The 25,383-nt window shown below is 39.5% G+C and carries 23 protein-coding genes; 20 read left to right on the forward strand and 3 right to left on the reverse strand.

Annotated features, from left to right (window positions below; translation table 11 throughout):
* Nucleotides 1–182 precede the first annotated feature (182 nt).
* From FR932_RS21230 to FR932_RS21265, 8 genes are all read left to right on the forward strand, one after another.
* Nucleotides 183–1,373, forward strand: coding sequence for a UDP-N-acetylglucosamine 4,6-dehydratase (locus FR932_RS21230; RefSeq protein WP_019440354.1), 1,191 nt, complete (start codon nucleotides 183–185; stop codon nucleotides 1,371–1,373).
* A gap of 10 nt (nucleotides 1,374–1,383) precedes the next feature.
* Nucleotides 1,384–2,529: a LegC family aminotransferase gene (locus FR932_RS21235; RefSeq protein ID WP_019440353.1), complete on the forward strand. Its 1,146-nt coding sequence runs from the start codon at nucleotides 1,384–1,386 to the stop codon at nucleotides 2,527–2,529.
* Nucleotide 2,530: 1 nt separating this feature from the next.
* Nucleotides 2,531–3,520: a GNAT family N-acetyltransferase gene (locus FR932_RS21240; protein ID WP_019440352.1), complete on the forward strand. Its 990-nt coding sequence runs from the start codon at nucleotides 2,531–2,533 to the stop codon at nucleotides 3,518–3,520.
* A 94-nt stretch (nucleotides 3,521–3,614) separates the two neighbouring features.
* Nucleotides 3,615–4,616 (forward strand): N-acetylneuraminate synthase, encoded by a 1,002-nt coding sequence (neuB, locus tag FR932_RS21245; protein ID WP_019440351.1) that lies wholly within the window; start codon nucleotides 3,615–3,617, stop codon nucleotides 4,614–4,616.
* Between the two features lies 1 nt (nucleotide 4,617).
* Entirely contained in the window at nucleotides 4,618–5,781 is a 1,164-nt protein-coding gene (gene neuC, locus FR932_RS21250) for a UDP-N-acetylglucosamine 2-epimerase (protein WP_019440350.1), read from the forward strand.
* 1 nt (nucleotide 5,782) lies between these two features.
* Nucleotides 5,783–6,745 (forward strand): aspartate aminotransferase family protein, encoded by a 963-nt coding sequence (locus FR932_RS21255; RefSeq protein ID WP_019440349.1) that lies wholly within the window; start codon nucleotides 5,783–5,785, stop codon nucleotides 6,743–6,745.
* A gap of 48 nt (nucleotides 6,746–6,793) precedes the next feature.
* Nucleotides 6,794–7,852, forward strand: a complete 1,059-nt coding sequence (locus FR932_RS21260) for a nucleotidyltransferase family protein (RefSeq protein WP_019440348.1) — start codon at nucleotides 6,794–6,796, stop codon at nucleotides 7,850–7,852.
* Nucleotides 7,849–8,544 carry an acylneuraminate cytidylyltransferase family protein gene (locus FR932_RS21265; protein ID WP_019440347.1) on the forward strand — a complete coding sequence of 232 codons (696 nt, stop codon included), beginning with the start codon at nucleotides 7,849–7,851 and terminating at the stop codon, nucleotides 8,542–8,544. Before FR932_RS21260 ends, FR932_RS21265 begins: the two co-directional genes overlap by 4 nt.
* 83 nt (nucleotides 8,545–8,627) lie before the next feature.
* On the opposite strand, the gene FR932_RS21270 is transcribed toward FR932_RS21265, so the two are convergent.
* The gene (locus tag FR932_RS21270) at nucleotides 8,628–9,776 is read right to left on the reverse strand and encodes an ATP-grasp domain-containing protein (protein WP_019440346.1); all 1,149 of its coding nucleotides are present in this window, start codon (nucleotides 9,774–9,776) and stop codon (nucleotides 8,628–8,630) included.
* Nucleotides 9,777–9,803: 27 nt separating this feature from the next.
* Entirely contained in the window at nucleotides 9,804–10,865 is a 1,062-nt protein-coding gene (locus FR932_RS21275) for a glycosyltransferase family 52 (RefSeq protein ID WP_019440345.1), read from the reverse strand.
* A gap of 267 nt (nucleotides 10,866–11,132) precedes the next feature.
* On the opposite strand from FR932_RS21275, the gene FR932_RS21280 reads away from it, so the two are divergent.
* The 12 genes from FR932_RS21280 (at nucleotide 11,133) to galU (ending at nucleotide 24,233) form a co-directional block, all read left to right on the forward strand.
* Nucleotides 11,133–12,293, forward strand: a complete 1,161-nt coding sequence (locus FR932_RS21280; RefSeq protein WP_019440344.1) for an O-antigen ligase family protein — start codon at nucleotides 11,133–11,135, stop codon at nucleotides 12,291–12,293.
* Nucleotides 12,294–12,298: 5 nt separating this feature from the next.
* Nucleotides 12,299–13,051, forward strand: a complete 753-nt coding sequence (locus FR932_RS21285; protein WP_019440343.1) for a glycosyltransferase family 25 protein — start codon at nucleotides 12,299–12,301, stop codon at nucleotides 13,049–13,051.
* A gap of 4 nt (nucleotides 13,052–13,055) precedes the next feature.
* Nucleotides 13,056–13,835, forward strand: coding sequence for a glycosyltransferase family 2 protein (locus FR932_RS21290; protein ID WP_019440342.1), 780 nt, complete (start codon nucleotides 13,056–13,058; stop codon nucleotides 13,833–13,835).
* Between the two features lie 78 nt (nucleotides 13,836–13,913).
* The gene (locus FR932_RS21295; RefSeq protein ID WP_019440341.1) at nucleotides 13,914–14,993 is read left to right on the forward strand and encodes a glycosyltransferase family 4 protein; all 1,080 of its coding nucleotides are present in this window, start codon (nucleotides 13,914–13,916) and stop codon (nucleotides 14,991–14,993) included.
* A gap of 203 nt (nucleotides 14,994–15,196) precedes the next feature.
* A complete protein-coding gene (pseB, locus tag FR932_RS21300; protein ID WP_019440340.1) occupies nucleotides 15,197–16,198 on the forward strand; it encodes a UDP-N-acetylglucosamine 4,6-dehydratase (inverting) in 1,002 nt (333 codons plus the stop codon).
* 35 nt (nucleotides 16,199–16,233) lie between these two features.
* A complete protein-coding gene (pseC, locus tag FR932_RS21305) occupies nucleotides 16,234–17,448 on the forward strand; it encodes a UDP-4-amino-4,6-dideoxy-N-acetyl-beta-L-altrosamine transaminase (protein WP_019440339.1) in 1,215 nt (404 codons plus the stop codon).
* A complete protein-coding gene (gene pseF / locus FR932_RS21310; RefSeq protein WP_019440338.1) occupies nucleotides 17,449–18,135 on the forward strand; it encodes a pseudaminic acid cytidylyltransferase in 687 nt (228 codons plus the stop codon).
* A 1-nt stretch (nucleotide 18,136) separates the two neighbouring features.
* Entirely contained in the window at nucleotides 18,137–19,678 is a 1,542-nt protein-coding gene (pseG, locus tag FR932_RS21315) for a UDP-2,4-diacetamido-2,4,6-trideoxy-beta-L-altropyranose hydrolase (RefSeq protein ID WP_019440337.1), read from the forward strand.
* Nucleotides 19,679–19,739: 61 nt separating this feature from the next.
* Entirely contained in the window at nucleotides 19,740–20,792 is a 1,053-nt protein-coding gene (pseI, locus tag FR932_RS21320) for a pseudaminic acid synthase (protein WP_019440336.1), read from the forward strand.
* Between the two features lie 135 nt (nucleotides 20,793–20,927).
* Nucleotides 20,928–22,094 carry a nucleotide sugar dehydrogenase gene (locus FR932_RS21325; protein ID WP_019440335.1) on the forward strand — a complete coding sequence of 389 codons (1,167 nt, stop codon included), beginning with the start codon at nucleotides 20,928–20,930 and terminating at the stop codon, nucleotides 22,092–22,094.
* A gap of 184 nt (nucleotides 22,095–22,278) precedes the next feature.
* The gene (locus FR932_RS21330) at nucleotides 22,279–23,286 is read left to right on the forward strand and encodes an NAD-dependent epimerase (protein ID WP_026032067.1); all 1,008 of its coding nucleotides are present in this window, start codon (nucleotides 22,279–22,281) and stop codon (nucleotides 23,284–23,286) included.
* Nucleotides 23,287–23,336: 50 nt separating this feature from the next.
* Entirely contained in the window at nucleotides 23,337–24,233 is an 897-nt protein-coding gene (gene galU / locus FR932_RS21335) for a UTP--glucose-1-phosphate uridylyltransferase GalU (RefSeq protein WP_019440333.1), read from the forward strand.
* Between the two features lie 231 nt (nucleotides 24,234–24,464).
* On the opposite strand, the gene torD is transcribed toward galU, so the two are convergent.
* Nucleotides 24,465–25,118: a molecular chaperone TorD gene (gene torD, locus FR932_RS21340; protein WP_019440332.1), complete on the reverse strand. Its 654-nt coding sequence runs from the start codon at nucleotides 25,116–25,118 to the stop codon at nucleotides 24,465–24,467.
* Nucleotides 25,119–25,383: the final 265 nt, after the last annotated feature.

The raw sequence follows: 25,383 nt of genomic DNA on the forward strand, positions 1-25,383 counted from the left end.
AGACAGGTAGTTAAGTCGGTAGTTAGTTAAGCAATATATTCAATATCTGCCATAAAAATGAGAAGTTAAATGCTGAAATTAACAGATGCTGTCATATTTTGATATACTGCTGACATTACTGAATTATGCTCTGATCAATTCAGTCATCCTAACATATTGCTACATTAAGGAATCAATTGATAATGGCATCAATCTTATCTCTTATCGGTCGTGAGAAAGAACTTTTCTCTACCGATATTCAGCAGCACGAAGTGCAATTACAACAAGCCGTATCTGGATCTCGTTTTTTAGTTTTAGGTGGTGCAGGATCAATTGGTCAAGCAGTAACAAAAGAGATCTTTAAACGTCAGCCGAAGAAACTCCATGTTGTCGATATCAGTGAAAATAACATGGTTGAACTGGTTCGCGATATTCGCAGTTCGTTTGGCTATATTGACGGTGACTTTCAAACATTTGCCTTAGATATCGGTTCATTAGAATACGACGCATTTATTAAAGCCGATGGTCAATATGATTACGTCTTAAACTTATCAGCATTAAAACATGTGCGCAGTGAAAAAGACCCGTATACCTTGATGCGTATGATTGATGTAAACGTATTTAATACTGAAAAAACCATGCAACAGGCTGCAGCGGCAGGTGCTAAAAAATATTTCTGTGTGTCGACTGATAAAGCGGCTAACCCAGTGAATATGATGGGCGCATCTAAGCGTATTATGGAAATGTTCCTGATGCGTCGCAGTGCGGATATCGCGATTTCAACAGCGCGTTTTGCCAACGTTGCCTTTTCTGATGGTTCGCTATTACATGGCTTTAATCAGCGCATTCAAAAACGCCAGCCTATCGTGGCACCACAAGATATTAAACGTTATTTTGTCACGCCAAAAGAATCCGGTGAACTGTGCCTGATGTCTTGTATTTTTGGTGCAAATCGCGATATCTTTTTCCCTAAATTAAGCGAATCATTACATTTGATCTCGTTTGCCGATATTGCGATTAAATACCTAAAACAACTCGGCTATGAACCACATTTATGTAAAGACGAAGATGAAGCGCGTGCATTAGTGGATATCTTACCCGAGCAAGGTAAATGGCCATGTTTGTTTACTGATAGTGATACCACGGGTGAAAAAGATTTTGAAGAGTTTTTCACTGACAACGAAACCTTAGACATGCAACGTTTTAATAATTTGGGTGTCATTAAAAATAATCCACTATTTGATGCAGAGCTGGTTAGCTTATTTGAACAATCTATTGCTGATATGAAAACAGACTGTGCTTGGACTAAAGAACAAATAGTGGAGTTATTCTTTACCATGATCCCTGATTTTGGCCATAAAGAAACGGGCAAATACTTAGACAGTAAAATGTAGGAACGCTGCAATGCATAATGAACTAATTAAATTTGTCCGTGATACTTATGCCACCGACGACTTTATTCCGTTACATGTACCGACATTTAACGGCAATGAAAAAGCCTATGTAAATAATACCATTGAGAGCACGTTTGTCTCGAGTGTAGGTCAGTATGTGAATGACTTTGAAGCACATATTGAACGTTATACTGGTGCTGGTAAAGCGGTTGCTACGGTTAATGGTACCGCGGCGTTGCATACGGCCTTGTATATGGCTGGCGTGCAAGCGGGCGATTTGGTGATCACCCAAGCGTTGACGTTTGTGGCAACCTGTAATGCACTATTTCATATGGGTGCACAGCCTATTTTTGTAGATGTATCAAAAGTCAGTTTGGGTTTATGCCCACAAGCGATGGCAAAATACCTCCAGCAGTTTGCCAAGTTGAATGCACAAGGTGAATGTATACATAAGATCACCGGTCAACGAATTAAAGCGGTTATTCCTATGCATACCTTTGGTCATCCTGTCGAAATGGATGAGCTTATAGCCGAATGTTTACGTTGGAATTTGGTCTTGGTCGAAGATGCGGCTGAAAGTCTGGGTTCATTCTACAAAGGCAAGCATACCGGCAGCTTAGGCGAATTTTCTGCGATTAGCTTTAATGGTAATAAAGTGGTTACCACTGGTGGCGGCGGTATGGTGTTGTGTCGTGATCCTGATGTTGGTTTACATACCAAACACGTGACGACAACAGCGAAAGTACCACACCCTTATGAGTTTTATCATGATGAGGCTGGGTTTAACTATCGTATGCCTAACCTGAATGCAGCATTGGGTTGCGCACAGATGGAGGTATTACCGACGTTCCTTGAGCAAAAGCGCGAATTAGCGGCCCATTATGCGACGTTCTTTGCTGGCAGTGATTTCCAGTTTGTGCAAGAGCCTGAGTACGCGAAATCAAATTATTGGTTAAATGCCATTATTTGCCCAGACGTTGCTAGCCGTAATCTAATGTTAGAAAAAACCAATGCTAGTGGTGTCATGACTAGACCTATTTGGCAACTGATGCACCGCTTACCTATGTTTAAAGATGCCTTACGCGGTGATTTAAGCGTATCTGAATGGGTCGAAGCACACCTGATTAATTTACCGAGTAGCCCGGTTGGGAAATAGTATGACTGAACATGTAATTAATTTAGGCGATGATATTTATTATCAAGATGCCTATGCCGCATTATATGAAAGTAATGATGGTGAATTGTTTAATTTTGTTTTTCAACAAGCTGAAAATAAAATCATATTTAGATCGATTAAACGTCAAATCACTCAGGTTGCCGGTATACCTGTTACAGAAGCATTATATGATTTAGAAACACCCTATGGTTATGGCGGTCCGCTGACCAACTGTTATGACAGTGCATTTTTAACCGCTGCATTTACAGCGTATAAAGCCGAATGCATTAAACAGCATATCGTTTGTGAATTTATTCGCTTTCACCCGTTTAACCCATTAACGCAGCATGATGATTGTTTTGATTTTTTCTGCCAAGAGCGCCAAGTTGTGATCGTTGATTTAACGTTGGCACAGCCTGGGCGCTGGAGTAAGTATTCAAAGACGACGCGTAATATTATTCGCAAAACCCAAAAAGTGTTAACACGTCATCAAGCTGATGATGCGATGGACGATTTTTTAAATCTGTATCAACAAACTATGGATAAAAACCAAGCCGCGGAATTTTATTATTTTGATCGTGATTACTTTAATCAATTATCAGCTATTCCAGGCGTAGAGCTGTTAGCGGTAAAATTAGCCGATGAACATGTGTCGATGGGCTTTTTCATGCAAACGGGTGAGCTAGCTCACTATCATTTATCAGCAAATAACAGTGCGTTATTACGTGAAAATGGTAACTATGCGTTATTGGATTTTGCTTTTGAACGTGCGCAACAAAACGGTTGTAAGTGGATGATGTTAGGTGGCGGAAGAACGTCTGCTAGCGATGACAGTCTATTTAAATTTAAAACCAAGTTTTCTGATCACATTAAACCGTTTTATATTGCTGGACTGGATTTTATGCCGGAAAAACGTGCTGAGTTAAATAAACTGTGGTTGTTAAAACATAAAGATGATCCACGAAAAATGTTTCAGTTATATCGTGCGTAATGATTGAACGTTGAATACGGTTCTGTATTTAATAACCACTAAATTTAGTTATAAAAGAATGATGCACATTCGGTGTTATTCAAGAGGTTTAAACATGAGAAATAAAACATTTATTATTGCTGAAGCAGGCGTTAATCATAATGGCGATTTTGCCCTGGCAAAGCAATTGATTGATGTAGCAGTAACGGCAGGTGTAGATGCGGTTAAATTCCAAACTTGGAAAACAGAGCTACTTGTTACTGAAGATGCCGAAATGGCCGAGTATCAAAAAGAAAATACCCAAGTTGAAGAATCGCAATTTCAAATGCTGAAACGTCTGGAATTAAGTTATGACGATTTCTCTGAATTAAAAGCCTACTGTGATTCATTGAATATTATGTTTATGTCAACGCCGGACGAAGAGCAAAGCGCGACGTTTTTAGATTCTCTGCAAGATATCTTTAAAATTGGTTCTGGTGAATTAACCAATACGCCATTTTTACGCCATGTTGCTAAATTCGGTAAACCTGTGATTATTTCCACTGGTATGGCATACCTTGCCGAGGTTGAACATGCACTATCAGTGTTGACGGACGCTGGATTAACGCTCGCAGATATTACCGTGTTACATGCAACAACCGATTACCCAACCGCGCCAGAAGACGTTAATTTATTGGCGATGCAAACCATTAAAAATGCGTTTCCGGGTGTAAGTGTAGGCTATTCGGATCATACACTGGGTATTGAAGTACCGGTTGCCTCTGTTGCCTTGGGCGCAAGTGTCGTTGAAAAACACTTCACCTTAGATAAGACTATGCTAGGTCCCGATCATAAAGCCAGCTTAGATCCAAGTGAATTGACAGCTATGGTTAAAGCCATTCGCAATATTGATTTGGCGCTAGGCAATGGCTGGAAAGTACCGACTGCCACAGAAGTTAAAAACCGGGTGATTGTACGTAAAAGTTTGATTGCGGGTTGTGACATTTGTGCGGGTGACATACTCACGGCAGAGATGGTTGAGATTAAACGTCCTGGTTCTGGTATTTCGCCAACACGTTGGGATGAAATTATAGGTACGCCAGCCAAGCAAGATTATCGCGCTGGGGAGTTAATTTAACATGCGTAAAATTTGTGTGGTGACAGCAACACGTGCTGAGTATGGTTTATTAAAATGTTTACTTGATGATATTAATGCTGCCGCTGATCTTGAGTTACAACTCATTGTCACTGGAACACATTTAGCCCCCGAGTTTGGTTATACCATTGAGCAAATTATTGCTGATGAGATGACTATTACCAAAAAGATAGAAATTTTACTCTCGTCAGATAGCCCCGTTGGCGTAAGTAAAAGCATGGGCTTGGCGCAGATTAGTTTTGCTGAGGCATTTGATGAACTAGCCCCTGATATTGTCTTGGTACTGGGTGATCGCTATGAGTTGCTCCCCATTGTATCTGCGGCTAATATTGCCCGCATTCCGGTAGCACACTTGAATGGTGGCGAGATCACTGAAGGTGCCATTGATGATGTCATTCGTCATGCGGTGACTAAGTTATCACAATTACACTTCACGGCAATTGAAGAATACGCACAGCGCGTAATCCAAATGGGTGAGCAACCTGCAAGCGTCTTTAACGTCGGCGAAGTGGGTTTAGATAACTTTAAACGTATGCAATTTTTTACTCAGAGTGAATTTGAAACATCGATTGATTGTAAACTGAAACGTAAAAATATTTTAATCACTTATCATCCAGAAACAACGGAAGATAGTGCTACTTCCATTGCTAATTTTAATCTCTTAGTCGCAGAGCTTGACGCATTAGAAGATACGCTATTAATTTTCACTAAGGCGAATGCAGATGTCGGTGGGCGTGCGATTAATGCATTGATTGATACTTATGTTGCAGCACATAGTGATAAAGCGATTGCATTTACTTCTCTTGGTCAACGCCGTTATTTATCGGCACTGCATTATATTGATGCTGTGGTGGGTAATTCATCGAGTGGTATTGTCGAAGCACCAACGTTTAAAGTGGCCAGTATTAACATGGGTGATCGTCAAAAAGGCCGTATTAGAGCCTCAAGTGTTATTGATGTAACTTGTGATGCAATGCAAATAAAACAAGCGCTAAAAACCATCTATCTGCCTGAATACCAACAGGCGCTAGCACAAGTTGTTAATCCTTACGGGCAAGGGGAAAGTTCAGAACAAGTCGTTAAAGTGTTACAAACGGTTGACCTTAACAAATTAGCGACAAAATCTTTCTATGATGTGAGCTTTTAGTATGCGTCATGTTGGCGGAGAGCAAGAGCTTGCTCAGCAAGGGCATTTTCGTGAGTTAACGAATTCAGGGCGATCATCGCTGCGTTGGATCATTGAATCTGCACAACTTCAATCGAAGCGATTGTTACTGCCAGATTTTTTATGCGAAGTGATTTTAGATGTACTGGCTGAATATAATATTGATGTTGATTTTTATTCTGTTGATAGCCAATTAGGTTATCAATTACCAGATGATGTGGGTGACTATGATGCGCTGTATTTAATTAAATACTTTGGCGCGACGACGGCTTCATTTGCGTGTGCAGTTGCGACATTTAAACAATGCATTATTGTCGATGATGTCTTTTCGCCTTATCCGCAGGTATTAGATATTAGGCAATCGTGGTACTCGTTTAACAGTTTAAGAAAGATATCAGCAGTGGCTGATTTTAGTATGCTGTACAGTAATCAACGATTAAAGCCTCTTGAAGTCAAACCACTGATTGAGTTTGCCACGCTTAAGTATCAAGCTAAGCAATATAAATATGATTATTTGAATACGAAAAAAGGCGAAGAACAAGCATATTTAAGTTTATTTAATCAAGGAGAGTCTTGTTTAGATGAACACAAAGGCATATTTTCGCCGAGTTCAAGAAGTGTTTTAGAATCGATTGATTTTTATAAATATTTAGATGATGAGCGAGCGCTACGACGTAAAAACTATGCTGTTGTATGTGAACTATTAAGTGAATATAGCTTGCCAATTCAAAGTGACTGTTATTCTTTTGCCCCGTTATTATTGCCCAGCCGTGATGCCGTAAGACGCAGGTTGATGGGGCATAATATATTTTTAGCTGTGCATTGGCCTGAAGCGAAAGTTGTCGTTAATCAATTGAGTCATTCTATTTTATCTATACCACTAGATAGCCGTTACAGTGAGCATGATATAAATGTAATATGTCAATATATTCGTTCGTCAATATAATTAAATATTATTTGCCTCAAATAGGCAATATGCAAGGTTTTAAGTTTTATGAGCCATAATTGGAAAAATATTTTAGTTTCTCCTGATATTCATGTTCAGGAAGTATTACAAGTCCTTAACAAGGAAGCGATGCAACTTGTACTCGTCGTTGACGAAAACGACAAGTTGCTTGGCACTGTCACGGATGGTGATGTACGTCGAGCATTGATTAATAATATTGCGCTTTCGGCACCTGTGCGTGACATTATGTTTACTACGCCAACGACTGCGACTGCGAGTACGACCAAAAAATCATTGTTAGCACTAATGCAAAATAAAGGCATTAATTCTATCCCTATTTTATCGGCTGATAAAGTCGTCGGGGTGGAAACTTTACACCATGCCATGATGAAAAATAGACATGAAAATCCGGTGTTTATAATGGCAGGTGGTTTTGGTACTCGTTTACGTCCATTAACGGATAACTGCCCAAAACCTATGCTACATATTGGTGATAAACCCATATTAGAGACGGTTATTTTAAGCTTTATTAACTCTGGATTTATTAACTTTTATATCTCAACTCACTTCATGCCGGAGCAAATACAAGCACATTTTGGTGATGGTAGTAAGTGGGGGATTAATATTCATTACGTACATGAAGACAGTCCATTGGGTACTGGTGGTGCGTTAGGGCTATTACCGAAAAATATGCCTAATTTACCCATTATTATGATGAATGGGGATGTATTAACAAAAGTTAATTTTGAACGTTTATTAGAATTTCATAATGACAACGCTGCGCATGCAACCATGTGTGTTCGCGAATATGATTACCAAGTGCCTTATGGTGTTATTAATGGCGAAGGCAATAAAATTATTAGTATGGTAGAAAAACCAACCCAACGTTTCTTTGTTAATGCGGGCATCTATGTTGTCAGCCAAGCGTTAGCGCGTTCAGTACCTGTAAATCATATCATTGATATGCCAACGTTATTAGAGCTGCATATTGCTAAGCAAAAAGACGTACTGATGTTTCCTATCCATGAGTATTGGCTAGATATCGGACGTATGGATGACTTTAATCGTGCACAAGCTGATATTCATAGTTTAGGAATGAACGAATGATCAATGGTAAGAAAGTACTGGCTATTATTCCAGCTCGCGGTGGTAGTAAGCGTTTACCGCGTAAAAATGTGCTACCTCTACAGGGCAAGCCATTAATTGCTTGGTCTATTGATGCAGGGTTGAATTCACGCTATGTCGACCGTGTCGTTGTCAGTACTGATTGCAATGAAATTGCCGAGATTAGTAAGCTGTTTGGCGCAGATGTTCCCTGCATGCGTCCAGCTGATATTGCTGGCGATACAGCAACGACGAACAGCGTTATTTTGCATATGATAAATACGTTAAGTCGTACTGAGCGGTTTGATATTGTGGTTATATTGCAACCGACATCTCCGCTGAGAACATCGGCAGATATTGATGACGCCCTAGACATGCTTGAGGCTAAGCAAGGCGATGGCGTAGTATCGGTATGTGAATGTGAACACAGCCCGCTTTGGAGTAATATTATTCCTGATGATGATAATATGGGCAGCTTTATTCGTGAGGATATCAAAGGTAAGCGTAGCCAAGATTTACCGATCTATTACCGTTTGAATGGTGCTGTGTATGCTTTTACTACGGAAGCGCTTATTGCCAACCAAGGTATTAGTTATTCTAACGCGGTATTTAGTATGAAAATGCCAGCGTTGAGATCTGTTGATATTGATAATGAGCTTGATTTCAAGTTAGCGGAAGTTATTCTTAATTCATAAAAGATGATACGGCTAATGTTCTGCCCCCTTTAACTATACTTAAGTTAGTTATGAGGGGGTTAGTAGCTAAAAAAGCATTTTAACTATTTATAAAAATCTAATGATTCGCTTAATGTATCTCTACGATTTGAACTGCAAATAAAATAGCCTAATCTATCTATTGATTGCTTAAGCTCTGAACTTAAATTGTCTTTAAAATAGAATTCAACAAATTTAGGTACTTTATGTTCTTCTTTTAGAGTAAGGCATTTATTTATAGCACTTTTATTCAAAGGCGTTATAAACTGTATCCCAGAGAACGATTTTCTAGTGGCTGTATATTCGACCTTAATACCGAGTGATAAATTGAGCATATTTTGATACATATTGATTCCGGTAGCTAATTCAACCAACTTGAAACAAATATTATCTCCCCCTGGTCTTGAGGCCGTTTCAATGATAACTGGGCCACGTGAAGTTAACATGACTTCTGTATGAGCTATGCAATTATTCATCCCCATGACATTCGCCATCTCTTCCACTTCTTTTTTTATACTTTGTTCTGCAGCGCTAGATAAATTAGCTGGTATTATATGTCTATCTTCGACAAATCGTTGTTCTCCGACAATATGCTTCTCTGTAATGGCAACTATATGAGTAACATCATGTTGAGAAACGGTTTCAACACTGTATTCTTTACCGTATAAAAATGATTCTGCTATTGCTCTTTTTGATACGCTACTACTTAATGATTCGACCTTGTGCTTTATAAAATCTTTTCTATTTTCAATAAGGACAACGCCACCACTACCACTAAAGTCCACAGGTTTTAATATGAAAGGATATGCAAGTACATTTTCAATTTGTTCAACCGTGGTACATTCATCGACTAGCAAGTAGTCTGGAACGGCCACTCCTGCATTTTTCATGAATTCTCGAAATAAATATTTATCATTAGATAAAGAAGAAACCAATACCGAGGGACCAAATAAACCTAGTTTTTCACAAATAAAAGAAATCGTTGGCAATAACATTTCAGTTCTTGTCGTAACAGCTTCGACTTTATACTTAACTGCTAGCTCGAGCACCTTTTCTTTATCAAGAGAATCTAATATGACTGGGATATCAACATACTTTAATCCTTTCGAATCTGGATTCCTATCTGTAGCCAAAACTTTATATCCATTTTCTCTAGCAATATCAACTAGCGGAAACAACTCTTCTGTTATGCCTAAAATCATAATTATTTTCATAACGATTTAATATCCCAATATGTTTTATTATTTTACTTGTTCTATGGCTTGAAAAATTCGTTTATCTATTGAGCTAAAATCATTTCGCCAATGTTTAAAAATCATGTCTACTTGTTCTATTTCACTATCTTGGATAAGGTTAATACGCTTGCAATATTTTTCGAATCCAATGCCTGCTGTTGAATAAATCGACAGTATTGCACACGATTGTGGAGAGCTCACAACGATAAGTTCTAGTGGTATTTTACTCTCAATCAATGGAATGTTTGGAAATTCATCGATATAACGTTGGATGTTTTCGCTTGGGTGAGGTTTGATTACACAATCAATATTGTGCGAACGACACAAGTCGATTACTTTTCTGTAAATGGCTAAATCAATACCAGTCTCTATTAGTGGCTGAGTTGCTAAAATACATTGCGGGCTTTCTATTGCTTGTATCTTAAAGAGTTGTTTACAAATTTCGATTGAAGATTTATTTTGTAAAAAATTGATAGGTCTCACTTTATCGCGTAACTCATAAGGTACATCTTTATGATTAACTAAAAAAATATTATCACAGCGTTTATCATCACCGTAGTAGCGCATTTTATATTTATTTAATGTGATTAATCGGTATATTTTTTTTAATGGATTTAATTTAATTCCGCTGTAGTTCGCTAGGCCTTCTTCAATCAAGGTATATTTCTTAAATGCGAGTCTAAATAGACGGGATATTTTATTTCTATCATTAAATAAAAATAACTGGCCTTGTTCTATATCATTACTGGGCAATGATAGACCAAGTGACTGATTAAAAAGTAAGTTTCTTATTTTTTCGCGTGTTGATGGGGACGTTGTTACGTTAAACCTCGCCATCTGTTTGATTATGTAGCCCTTAACGTCGGAGTAAATCAGGTTCCTTAATTTATCTCTTTCGATGAAAATTATGTCGATGTGTGCCGGTAACACTTGGCAATCAAAATTGGTTTGATTTATGTGTTGCTGGTCTGTGATCATAAATATAAGACTTTTATCATCAGATTCAGGTAAGCTTTTCAACAGTGAAAATAAAAGGTGACGGACTGTTGAGCATAAATATATATTCATAAATAAGTAACCTGATATGATATCGCTATTCTGGTTGGATATGCTGGGGCTAATGCTTTAGCTAGTTTAAATAAATTTATGTTTATGTCCACTATATTCATGAATATCAAACGTATTAGCACCGATAAGTTAGTTTTTTTTACCAAATTGTCTATGCGGTAGCTCATTCTTTAATCTTGATTAGTCATATAAATAAAGCTAACATTCGCCGCGCAATCATTCAATCATTGATTAAATGAAATTAACATGTTTAAGGGTCAATAGAAAGTGACAGATAAATTATTTAAAATACTTATATTACTACCTTTTATGTGGTCTTTTACGGGTTTGCTATTGCTACGAAATGGCGATAAGTTGATGGTTGTTGCCATTGTGGTATCAATTATCGCCACGTTATTAAATTACGGTATTGATTCAATTAAACAAAATATCCATGATAAAGGTTTATGGCTAGTGTTAACTGTTACTGGTTATGCCGTATTTAGCTACTATTATCATGGCGCTAGCTCTAGAGAAATGAGAACCTTATTGGGTACTACATTGCTATTATTGACATTCCCACGAGAGCTTATAAATGCTCGTATCTTAAAGTGGCTTACCGTGCTTGGTTCTATAATTGTATTTTTAAGTACTTATTATTTTAGTATTGTTTTACATCTTCCCCGTGGTCATTGGCCGATAAATGCAGTTCCACATGGTACAATGGGGGCTACAATCATAGTATTGGTATTGGTTTTTCTGATTAATGCGAATAACTATCGAGACAGGATTATACTGGCATTCGCGTTATTAATGTCAGTGAGTGGTTTAGTTATGAATCCTACTAGGGGGGTTTGGCTCGCATTAATTATTGCGGTGGTGATTATACTTATATCAAAGTTAAAAACTAAAAAAATCAATTGGAAGGATACTTTGATGGCTCTGGTGATTCTATCTCTTGGTATTTATACGGTGAAACCAAAACTGGAACAAAGAATAATAAATAAGAGTCAAGCAGAAATAAAGTTAATCCAGGCTGGCAGTCTTAATTCCTCAGCAGGTATTAGATTACAATTGTGGATGGCTGCGCCTAAAATAATAAGTGAGGGCCTTATTTTGGGCAGTGGTGAAAATCATCAGTTATTGTTGAAAAATCTCGCTGTACAAGGTTTTATCACCAAGAAAGTTACACGTTTTAGCCATTACCATAATCAATATTTAGATCGATTGGTGAAAGGGGGGCTTATGGGGTTGATATTGCTATTCGCAGTATTCACTTACCCTCTATTTTTTACATCAACAGGAATAAATCGGCAGATAGCCATTGCTGTTGTCACTGTTTATGCAGTTGCGGGATTAACTGACGTACCGTTAAATCATGGCGCTCCCTTGTTCATGTATTTATTATTAATGTTTACACTGCAAAAAAGTAATGAGGCTAGTTGTTAATATTTATGATTGATATATTTGTTATAAACCTAGAAAGTTCAGTTGAGCGTAAGCAACATATCATAGAACAACTGGATGCCTTACAGACTCAATTTCATGTTTTCCCTGCGGTTAATGGCCGTGATCCAGAGCAAAAAATATTGGCTATGTATAATGATGGTTTGAGCCAAGCATATCGATGTAAATCTTTGAGTAAAGGCCAGTTAGGTTGTTATGCTAGCCACTATTTACTTTGGCAAAAATGCGTTGAACTTAATAAACCGATTATTATTTTGGAAGATGATATTGTTTTCGACAAGCAAAATTTCACTGAGTTTTATAATTTAGCACCAAAATTAGATGCTAAGTATGAATGTATTCGATTGTTTGCTAATCATAGGCGTAAAGTCAGCGTTAAAAATATAGAAACAATCGATAAATTGACTATAAATAGATCGAGCAAAGGTCACATGCGGGGCATGGGATATTTTTTAACGCCTAATGGGGCGAAGAAATTCTTACAACATTCAAAGCAATGGTACATGGCTGTTGACATTTACATGGATCGTTTTTGGATTAATGGTGTAGAACCTTATGGTATTGATCCGATATTATTGACTGTTGACCCTTCATTTGACTCTGATATCGGCTACGAAAAAAATGCTAAACGTTTAATCACAACCCGTTGTCGTAGAGAGTATTTTAATTTTATAGAAAATGTTAAACGTATCATTCACAATTTAAAGTTTGCGGTGAAGCATAAATTAAATAAAGGTTAGGTTGATGAATAATAAGATCTCAGTTTGCATTATCTGTAAGAATGAAGAACAAAAAATTGAAGCATGTTTACAGTCCGTCACTTGGGCGGATGAAATTGTGGTTGTTGATTCCGGTAGTACAGATGAAACACTCGCAATTGTAAAAAAATATACGGATAAACTATTTGTTCGAGAAGATTGGCCTGGTTTTGGTGAACAAAAACGCCGTGCTGAAGCCTTAGCTAGTAATGACTGGATATTTTCTATTGATGCCGATGAAGTTGTGCCGGAAACATTAGCATTAGAAATTCAGGCTGCAGTAGCCAATGCTAATGATGAACAAGTATTTAGTGTTAACCGTCTAACGCATTTTTGTGGCGAGTTTGTTTACCACAGTGGTTGGTACCCAGATAAATTACCGCGAATATATAATCGTAGCCGCTATCGCTATAATCAAAATATGGTGCATGAATCGCTAGAGTGCAAAGATGCGCCGATTACAGATTTACAGCATAATCTATTGCATTATACTTTTTCTGACCTGAGTGTTTATTTACAAAAACGTACTGGTTACGCTGAGGCTTGGGCGCAAGAAAGGTATAAAAAAGGTAAAAAAGGCTCAATGTTAAAAGGATCATTGTCTGCTGTATTTGCTTTTATACGTCATTATTTCTTACGTCGTGGTTTTTTAGATGGACGTATTGGTTTTCTGATTGCTGTAATACAATTTCAATATACCTTTAACAAGTATACGCTATTGAAATTTAAACATATTAGTGCAAATAAAAAGAACGATAGCGAATAAACACTAAGTATAAATTGCAAAATGAATATGAACAGCTCAACTTGGGCATTTACTACTACTGAATTTGATAGGTTGAGAATGAGAATATTAGCATTTCCCGGTTGTGCCAATGCATACAATAGCGTGCGTCCTGAAGTTGAAACATTTATTGGCCTAGCTAGCAAAGGCCATGATGTAACCGTGATGATACCTGAAGATTCAAATGCTTTGAGTTATTACCAAGAGGCTGGTATCAAAGTGATATTCGGTTATCCGAAGCGTAAGATATGCTTTGAGACAATTAAAGTTTTACGTGCTGAATTAAAAGCACATGATTATGATGTTGTATATGCAACTAATTCTAAAACCATCCCTAATGCAGCTTTTGCCTGTATCGGTTTACCAGTTAAGTTAGTCGCTTACCGTGGTACCACTGGTGGTTTGTATCGTCATGATCCAAGCGCTTACCTTACTATCTTACACCCGCGTGTGGATGGCGTTATTTGTGTTTCGGAAGCAGTAAGACAAGATATTCTCCAGCAAGTCTGGAAAGGTAAAGATCAGGTTGTGACTATTCATAAAGGTCATAACCTAGCCTGGTATGATCACAAAGCGGCTGACTTGTCTGAGTTTGGAATAAAAGACACTGACTTCACTGCTGTGTGCGCTTGTAATGTGCGCCCAAGTAAAGGTATCGAGGTTATGTTAGATGCCGCGAGTAAATTAACTGAGTTGGATAATTTTCATTTAGTATTAGTCGGTAAGGGCCTTGATCAAGAACCTTACAATAGTCTTATCGCTAAACACCCGATGAAAGATCGTATTCATGTAACGGGTTATCGTAAAGATGCACCTGAGATTATTACTGCCTGTGACGTATTAGTACAACCGTCGATTAGTGGTGAAGGTTTACCGCGTACTGTGATGGAAGCGATGTCATGTGGTACTCCGACAATCGTAACTACGACCGGTGGTGGTAAAGAAGTGGTACTTGATGGTATTAGCGGATTTGTCGTACCTGTAAAAGATGCTGATAAAATTGCCGAGAAGGTGCGTTTTTTCCATAGTGATCCACAAGCTATTGTTGACTTTGGCGTAGCGGGTAAAACAAGATTAGTTAACGAGTTTTCGACTCAGAATACGGTTGATAAATTTGAAGCATATTTTCAACAACTGTAATCTTTTTCGCTCGTTTTCATAAAATCCCCTTTCTATTACTTCTGATTTTTATATAAGGATTAGAGTAATAGAAGGGGGATTTTAGTATCTGCGTAAAAGCGGTATAATAATTGTATATCTAAATGACACGCTGATTATTGACACATCAAGGATGATACCTGAACACTGGTTTAGTTCTTTATTGTGCTCAAACAAGGATAAATATGTTCAATAACAAATCCATTCTCATCACTGGTGGCACTGGCTCGTTTGGTAAAAAATATACCAAAACTATCCTTGCCAATTACAAGCCAAAGCGACTTATCATCTTATCCCGCGATGAACTCAAGCAGTTTGAAATGCAGCAAGAGTTTAATGACCCGTGTATGCGTTATTTCATCGGTGATGTACGTGATGCGGAACGCATGATGCAAGCGATGCAGGATGTTGATTTTGTTATCCATGCAGCAGCGCTTAAGCAAGTACCTGCGGCAGAATACAACCCGATGGAATGCATTAAAACTAATATCCACGGCGCGGAAAATGTCATTAAAGCGGCGATTGCTAATAAAGTCGAAAAGGTCATTGCCTTATCAACCGACAAAGCTGCGAATCCCATTAACCTGTACGGTGCAACTAAGTTAGCGTCGGATAAGTTATTTGTTGCAGCCAATAATATGGTCGGCAGTGGACCAACGCGTTTTGCCTGCGTGCGTTATGGCAATGTTGTTGGCTCGCGTGGTTCTGTGGTGCCATTCTTCAAGGGGCTACTAGAGAAAGGCGCTGAATCCTTACCGGTTACCCATGCCGAGATGACGAGATTCTGGATCACGCTGCAAGACGGTGTTGATTTTGTACTGACTAATTTTAAGCGTATGCAGGGCGGGGAAATATTTATTCCTAAGATCCCATCGGTGCATATTATGGATTTAGTTGCAGCGTATGCACCTGGCATTGAAACTGAAATCATTGGAATTCGCCCGGGGGAAAAATTACATGAGATCATGTGCCCTAAAGATGACTCGCATTTAACCTTAGAGTTTGCTGATCATTATGTTATCTGTCCGACAATCACCTTTTTCGGTCAGGACATAGATTACACCACCAATCATTTAGCTGAAAAAGGCCAATCAGTGCCACAAGGTTATGAGTATCATTCGGGTAACAACCCAGACTTTTTAGATATTCAGCAGATCCGTGATTTTGATAAATTGGCAGAGCTATAACAGATGATAATGCATGATGAAGGAATGATGCTGTTATGATCCCTTATGGTAAGCAAGATATTAACCAGCAAGACATAGATGCTGTCATTGCGGTATTACAATCCGATTTTCTTACTCAAGGTCCACAAGTACCTTTGTTTGAAGCCGCGTTAATGCAACATACTGGTGCTGAATATGCGGTTGCTTGCAATAGCGCCACTTCAGCTTTACACCTGGCTTGCTTAGCGTTAGAACTCGGGGAGGGGGATTGGTTGTGGACAACGCCGATCACTTTTGTTGCCTCGGCTAATTGCGGTTTATATTGCGGTGCACAAGTCGACTTTGTTGATATCGACCCGGTTACGTATAACCTTTGTCCGAAAGCGCTTGAACAAAAGCTCATTATTGCCAAAACGCAAAATAAATTACCGAAAGTCGTTATACCTGTACATCTGTGTGGTCAGTCTTGTGATATGGCGGCTATCCACGCTTTATCTCTACAATACGGTTTTAAGATCATAGAAGACGCTGCACACGCGATTGGTGGGGAATATCAAGGCAAGCCAATCGGTTGTGGTGACTATAGCGATATAACGGTATTTAGTTTTCACCCGGTAAAAATAGTGACAACGGCGGAAGGCGGCGCAGCATTAACCAATCAACAAGCATTAGCCGATAAAATGTCGCTGTTACGTAGCCATGGCATTACCCGCAATACAGCATTGATGACACCTGTTGCTGGATTCGATATGCAAGCACAGGGTGATTGGTACTATCAGCAAGTAGAGCTGGGTTTTAATTACCGGATGACAGAATTGCAAGCGGCATTGGGTGTATCGCAAATGCAGCGTTTGACGCAGTTTGTTGCTGAGCGTCAGCGCCTTGCTTTACGTTATAACCAATTATTATCAGCGCTGCCGTTAACCTTACCGACGCAATTGGCGCAAACTAATTCAGCTTGGCATTTATATGTGATTAAGCTAGAGCTAGAGCTAGAGTTAGAACTAGAATTAGAAGTAAATCGAGATAAAAAACACTTTTCTCAAAAAGACGTATTCAAGCAATTACGTGAGTCAGGTATAGGCGTGAACTTACATTATATCCCGGTACATACTCAGCCTTATTATCAGGCAATGGGCTTTGTTTATGGTGATTTCCCTCTCGCTGAAGGTTATTATCAGCAAGCGATATCATTGCCGTTATTTCATGGTATGACAGATGCGCAACAAGATGAAGTCGTTAGGGTTTTGACACAAGTGCTAGGAGCATAAATGAGGATCGCTGTTATACCTGCCCGTGGCGGCAGTAAACGTATTCCGCGTAAAAATATCAAATTATTTCATGGTAAGCCTATGATCGCTTATTCGATTGAAGCGGCTATCGCGTCTGGTTGCTTTGATAAAATAATGGTATCGACAGATGATATCGAAATCGCTGAAATTGCCCAGCAATATGGAGCGGAAGTGCCCTTTGTGCGTCCTGCGGATATTGCCGACGATCATGCCACGACCATGGACGTCATCCAGCATACGATAGGCTGGTGTGAGTCGCAAAACATGGCTGTTGATTTACTCTGTTGTATTTATGCTACGGCGCCGTTTATATCACCGGTTGATTTAGCAAATGGACTCGCGCTTGTCGCTGTTGGTGACATTGATTATGCCTTTAGTGCCACGTCTTTTGCCTTCCCAATTCAACGCGCTATTTCATTGAATGAAAATGACAGTGTGCAAATGCTGCAACCTGAGCATGTAAATACCCGTTCACAAGACTTACAAGATGCTTATCACGATGCTGGGCAGTTCTATTGGGGAAAAGTCTCCGCATTTAAAGCTGGCAGACCGTTTTTTTCACTTTCTTCAAAAGCGATTTTAATACCGCGAAAGCGAGTACAAGATGTAGATACCCTAGAAGACTGGGAATTTGCTGAAGCTTTATATGCGGTCATGAAGGGTTAGTATGAATATCGTCATTCGTACGGATGCATCTGTGCATATTGGTAGTGGTCATGTCATGCGCTGCTTGGTATTAGCGCAAGGCTTAACACTACAAGGGCATCAAGTTAGCTTTGTTTGCCGTTCACAAACAAGTGACTTAATTGCTTTTATTGAAAAAAAAGGTTTTTGCGTTTATCCATTAGCGCAAGTCAAAACTGAGATTATACCTGCAACGAGTGCTGATTATGCTGCTTGGTTACAAGTATCCTGGCTGCAAGATGCACAAGATTTTTTATCGCATTTAGATAGCGCAGATTTGGTTATCGTTGATCACTATGCCTTGAATAAAGCTTGGCAACAGCATATAAAACAAGCCTTAGATTGCAAGATAATAGTTATTGATGATTTAGTGCGAGAGCATGCTGCAGACCTGATCTTAGATCAAACTTTATTACGGCTAAAAAGTGAATATGAAACCGCTGATGATGCGAAGGTATTAACAGGCTGTGATTTTGCGTTACTAAATCCACAATTTAGTTATTATCGTCAGCAGGTTTTAGTTAATGATGTACTTGCCTTGCGGCCAAAATTGTTATTATCTATGGGCGGTATTGACCAACCCAATGCAACGCTGTTGGTATTAACTACGCTTGCAGCACTACCTAAATCATCTCGACCGCTGGTCACGATATTATTAGGACCGCGCGCACCACATTACCAACAAGTAAAAACCTTCTGTTTACAGCATACTGACTGGGTTACTCATCTCGATTTTGTGGATAATATGGCTGAATTAATGTCGCAACAGCAAATCGCCATTGGCGCGCCAGGTACAACGTCTTGGGAACGTGCATGTTTGGGGATACCGAGTATTATTGTTCCACTGGCTGAAAACCAGCAAACCATCAGTCGTAAGCTGGTTGCCGTTGAAGCGGTATATAAAGTTGAACTTGATGAGATAACAGGTCATCTGTTGACTACCTATCAAACATTGTTACAGAACTGGTCTGGGCTACGGGCGAATAACCTCAAATTGTGTGATGGTTCGGGCTTAAAACGGGTGTTAACTGCTATCGCCCACCTCACTGGTACTGCTAATGTGCAATTACGCTTTGCAACCGGTGCTGATATCAAACAAGTATTTGATTGGCAATGCCAGCCGTCCACACGAAGGTATGCGCTAAATCGGCAAGTCCCGACTTGGGTTGAGCATGAGCAGTGGATGAGATGCAAACTTCTGCAGCAGCAAAATTATTTTTATGTGATTACAATGACAGATAATATTTCTGTTGATGTTGATGTTGATGTTGATGTTGATGTTGATGTCGGCGTTGTGCGTCTTGATTACATCACCACAGCTGAATATTTACTGTCTATTTTTATTGCCCCTGATTATTATAACCAAGGCATCGCTAAACGAGCACTCGCTTTGCTAGATAAGTTACACCCGAGTATTACCATACGCGCTCAGGTATTAACGACAAATTTAGCGTCACAGAGGTTGTTCACTCAGGCTGGTTATCAGCGGCTAACGGCAGAAGCCTTTATGCGTCATCCATGTTAACTGCCTATCTATTGATTCACTTATTCACCCTTACCTTTATCGAAGAGTATTCATTAATACTATGACTGAGCAATATATCACTATCGATGGTCGTAAAATTGGCCCTCATTATCCCCCGTATATTATTGCTGAGTTGTCAGCAAACCATAATGGCGATATTAACCGTGCCTTTGCGATCATGGCTGCGGCTAAAGCGGCGGGTGCGGATGCGATTAAACTGCAAACATACACCCAAGACACGATCACCATGGACTGCGATAGCGATGAATTTCAAATTAAAGGGGGGTTATGGGATGGACAAAGTCTATATCAGTTGTACAAAACTGCACATATGCCGTGGGAGTGGCATAAACCGTTATTTGCCAAAGCAAAAGAATTAGGCATCACTATTTTTAGTTCACCGTTTGATTTTACCGCTGTGGATTTATTAGAGCAGCTGGATGCGCCGGCATACAAAATAGCCTCATTTGAAGTTATCGATTTACCGTTAATTAAACGTGTAGCACAAACCGGTAAACCTATGATTATTTCAACTGGTATGGCTAATCAAGATGAAATAAAACTCGCGATTAAAACTGCCAAGGATAATGGCTGTAATGAGCTGGTGGTATTGCATTGCGTGAGTGGTTATCCCGCACCTGCAGAGCAATATAATTTACGTACTATTGCTGATATTAGTCAGCGTTTTAATGTACTTGCTGGTTTATCCGATCACACTATTGATAATGCCACTGCTGTTGTGTCCGTTGCTTTCGGGGCTTGTGTGATTGAAAAACACGTTACCTTAGATCGTAATGGCGGTGGGGCGGATGATAGTTTTTCATTAGAGCCAACAGAATTAGCGCAGTTATGTACAGATAGCAAGACCGCTTGGCAAGCTATGGGGAAAGTCAATTATGAACGCACAGCTGCAGAACAAGGTAATGTTCAATTCCGTCGTTCGTTATACATAGTAAAAGATATCGCTGCAGGAGAAATGCTTACCAGCGATAATGTGCGCAGTATTCGCCCAGGCTTTGGCTTAGCGCCGAAGCACTATGACGTAGTCTTAGGTAAAGTAGCGAAAAATGCTATTGTGAGGGGGACTGCGCTTAGTTTTGAATTAATAGAGTAAATAACCGAAATAAAAGTCCACTTTATTTGCTCATCAGTTCTCATATCGATTATTTAAATGCTAGCATTAACTTGTAGTTATAATTTAATGCTAGAATACCACTCAAATTACTTCCACTCACATCAGGTCAACAGCATGAACATTACCATTGCCGGTACAGGTTACGTTGGTTTATCAAATGCGGTGTTATTAGCACAGCATAATAGCTTGATCGCGTTAGATATTATCGCCGAAAAAGTAAATCTTATTAATGCGAAAAAATCGCCTATTTCAGATAATGAAATTGAAGATTTTCTGGCCAACAAAGAACTTGATCTTATCGCGACAACTGACAAGCAACTTGCTTATGGCAATGCTGACTATGTGATTATTGCCACACCGACTGATTATGACGTGAAGCATAATTACTTTAATACCAAATCTGTTGAAGCCGTCATTAAAGATGTGATGGCGATTAACCCCAATGCGGTGATGGTGATAAAGTCTACGGTCCCCGTGGGTTACACCAAAGAAGTTAAAGCACGTCTGGGCTGCGATAACATCTTGTTCTCGCCTGAGTTCTTACGTGAAGGCAGTGCGCTATACGATAATTTACATCCATCACGTATTATTGTTGGTGAACAGTCGGAGCGTGCTGAAGTCTTCGCTGGTCTATTAACTCAAGGTGCGGTTAAAGCGGATATTGATGTCTTGTTTACCGATTCAACGGAAGCGGAAGCGGTTAAGCTTTTCTCAAATACTTATCTGGCAATGCGCGTGGCTTATTTTAATGAACTGGATAGCTATGCTGAAACCCATGGTCTAGATACAGCTCAGATAATCAAAGGTGTAGGCTTAGATCCGCGTATCGGCAGCCATTATAATAACCCGTCGTTTGGTTATGGCGGTTATTGCTTACCGAAAGATACTAAGCAATTACGTGCGAACTATGAGAATGTCCCGAACAGTTTAATCAGTGCGATTGTCGATGCTAATTCGACGCGTAAAGATCATATTGCCGATGCTATTATTGCCAGAAAACCCCATGTTGTGGGTGTATATCGCTTGATCATGAAGACGGGGTCGGATAATTTCCGCGCATCTTCGATTCAAGGCATCATGAAACGTATTAAAGCCAAAGGCATTAAAGTTGTTGTTTATGAGCCAGTATTAACCGAAAGTGAATTTTTTAAATCTCAGGTGCTGACAGATCTCAATGAATTTAAAGCCTTGTCTGATGTCATAGTATCAAACCGTTTAGCCGATGAACTGCTCGATGTCGCGGACAAAGTTTATACTCGCGACCTATTTGGTAATGATTAAGCTGGTAATGATTTAATTTTACCTTGATGAATAACAATATAAGAGTTGTATTGATTAAAGTAAGCAGGCTGTTTCTGGCAGGGATAAAAACTAACCTCAAGCCCACTTCAATCCACAATAAATAGGTTTACGACGTGCCTAGCGTCTTTACTCAATGCAATTAAATAATAAAAGTGAAATCAACATGAAATATTTAATTACCGGCGCTGCCGGGTTTATTGGCTCGCGCTGTGCGGAGCTATTATGTCAACAAGGCCATCAGATTATTGGCGTTGATAATTTAAATGATTATTACGATGTAAATTTAAAACACGCACGTTTAGCCAATGCTCAAAAATCTGAATTATTTACATTTATTGAACTCGATCTTGCTGACCGAGAAGGTGTTGCAGCATTATTTTCAGAACACAAATTTGATCGTGTTATCCATCTTGCCGCACAAGCGGGTGTACGCTATTCCATTGATAACCCAATGGCGTATGCAGATAGCAATTTAACCGGTTTCTTAACTGTATTAGAAGGTTGCCGTAATACCAAAGTGAAGCATCTCGTTTATGCATCATCAAGCTCGGTTTATGGCTTAAATAACAAAACACCATTTAGTACTAGTGATAGTGTCGATCACCCGATTTCATTATATGCAGCATCGAAGAAATCCAATGAATTGATGGCGCATACCTATTCACATCTATACGGCGTACCGACAACTGGTCTACGCTTCTTTACTGTGTATGGCCCTTGGGGTCGCCCGGATATGGCGCTGTTTAAGTTTACTAAAGCTATCATTGCTGGTGAAGAGATTGACGTGTACAACAATGGTGACATGTTACGCGACTTTACCTACATTGATGATATCGTTGCAGGTGTTTTACAGATACAAGACGTAATACCAACGCCGAATAGCGAATGGAAAGTCGAAACCGGTAGCCCGGCGACCAGTAGCGCACCATATCGTGTTTACAATATTGGTCACGGTAGCCCGGTTAAATTGATGGATTACATTGAAGCATTAGAAGACTCGTTAGGCATTAAAGCCAAGAAGAACTTCATGCCGATGCAACCAGGTGATGTTTACGCTACCTATGCCGATACCCAAGATTTATTTGCAGCGACGGGTTACACATCGCAAGTCAAAGTCAAAGAAGGCGTGAAGGCCTTCGTTGATTGGTATCGCGATTTTTATAACGTATAAGAATAGACAATATATAAATAGCACAATACAAGTGCATAAAGGATTAGATTTTGAACCATAAAAAAATAACGAAAGCAGTTATTCCGGTAGCAGGTTTAGGCACACGTATGTTACCTGCAACCAAAGCAATTCCAAAAGAAATGTTACCAGTGGCAGATAAGCCGTTGATTCAATATATCGTTAACGAATGTGCTGCGGCGGGTATTACCGAGATCGTACTGGTTACCCATGCATCTAAAAATGCTATCGAGAACCATTTTGATACATCGTTTGAATTAGAGTCAACACTAGAGCACCGCGTTAAGCGTCAGTTATTAGCGGAAGTACAAGCGATTGCACCAAAAGGTGTGACTATCATGCATATCCGTCAAGGTGTCGCGAAAGGTCTAGGCCACGCGGTATTATGCGCGAAACCAATTATTGGTGATGAACCCTTTGCTGTTGTTCTTCCTGATGTATTGATGGATGAAGTAAGCGCGGATTTAAAAACAGAAAACTTAGCCAGTATGATGCGCCGTTTTGATGAAACTGGTTTTAGTCAAATTATGGTTGAACCTGTGCCGATGAACTTAGTATCTGGTTACGGTGTTGCGGATTGTGCTGGTGTTGAACTTCATGAGGGTGAATCAACGCCGATGACAGCTGTGATAGAAAAACCAGCACAAGAAAAAGCACCATCAAACCTTGCTGTTGCCGGCCGTTATGTATTACCTGCTGCAATCTGGGATTTATTAGCGCAAACAGCCCCTGGCGCGGGTGATGAGATCCAATTAACCGATGCGATCGATGATCTAATGAAACTTGAAACAGTAGAGGCTTTTCATATTAGCGGTAAGCTACATGACTGTGGTTCTAAGCTTGGTTATATGAAAGCATTTATTGAGTATGGTTTACGTCATCCTGAAGTCGGTGATGATTTGCAGAAATTTATTAGTGGTTTGAAGTAAAAGCCCCCTTTCCCTGCCTTACCTTTGATTCAATTATAAAAAGTAGGGAGTAAGGCAAGGGCAGAGCTACCCCCTCCCAACCTCCCCCTAAAGTTAAGGGGAGGAGCAGGGCAAAAACAAGACTTCATTGTCAATTGAGTGCTGAAATTGCATTGGCTTGGCGCTGTTTTAGTCCCCTCCCTCTTATCTGTATATAAAGAGTAGGGGAGGGCTAGGGTGGGGTCGTTTTTATTAATCTAATTCAGTTTCCAACCAATCCGAATCTAACTGTGCGAATGCTAATAGCAATTCCACTACCGCCGCATAAAAACCAAATTTATCACAGTCTTTCACTTTCATTTCAAAATCACCTAACCAGTTAAGTAAGTGCGTTTGCAAGAAGTCGTGCTGCATGGCGAAGTTTGCGCGAATTTGTTCTTCTGATTCTGAATCCAATGTTTTTAAGATCAAGTTACCCATGAAATCTAACTGGATCGCGATGTGATCAGCGGGTTCACTGTATTTGTCATTGATATTGATGTTGTGTTCTTCTAGCAGTGCCGTCATCTGTTGATACGCCGCTTGCATCAAATGACCTTCTTCACTAGTGAATACTGACTCATAGGGTGGCGCAGATGATTTACTGTTGCCTAGAAATACTTGCGCGTAATCGGCACATAACTCTAAACGCGCGTCGTTACGTAGGTTTGCAGCGGCTAATGCGCTAATTAATTTTTCAACAGATGGTGTTAACGCTGGTGTTGCCGCTAAGCCTTGTAAGAAACCTTGGATCTCTGCAGATTGGTATTGGCCTAATTGCTCATCGCTTAGTTCTGCTGCAAGTGTTGTTGAAAGCCACCAGTAGATCTCTGAACGGGTTTGGCATAGTTGAGTTAATTCATCCATTGTTTTCTCCAAATAGGGTTGAATACTGTTATTGGGTTGCATTATAGCGGAATTAATTTAACCGGGGAGTCAGTTTTGATCAAAGTTAATTTAAAATGCAGTGTTTTCACGCAAAATTGAAATTTTCTCAAGGCATTCTAGTAGGAAGTCGGCAACAATCACGTTACAATGTGCTCCAGTTTGGCTTTGCTAGCTAAAGTTTAGCTTTACTAGTAAAATGTTAAGACTACTAATTATATGTTAATTTTACTAGCTGGATGTTGTA

The organism is Moritella marina ATCC 15381, from assembly GCF_008931805.1.
GTDB classification, from domain to species: domain Bacteria; phylum Pseudomonadota; class Gammaproteobacteria; order Enterobacterales; family Moritellaceae; genus Moritella; species Moritella marina.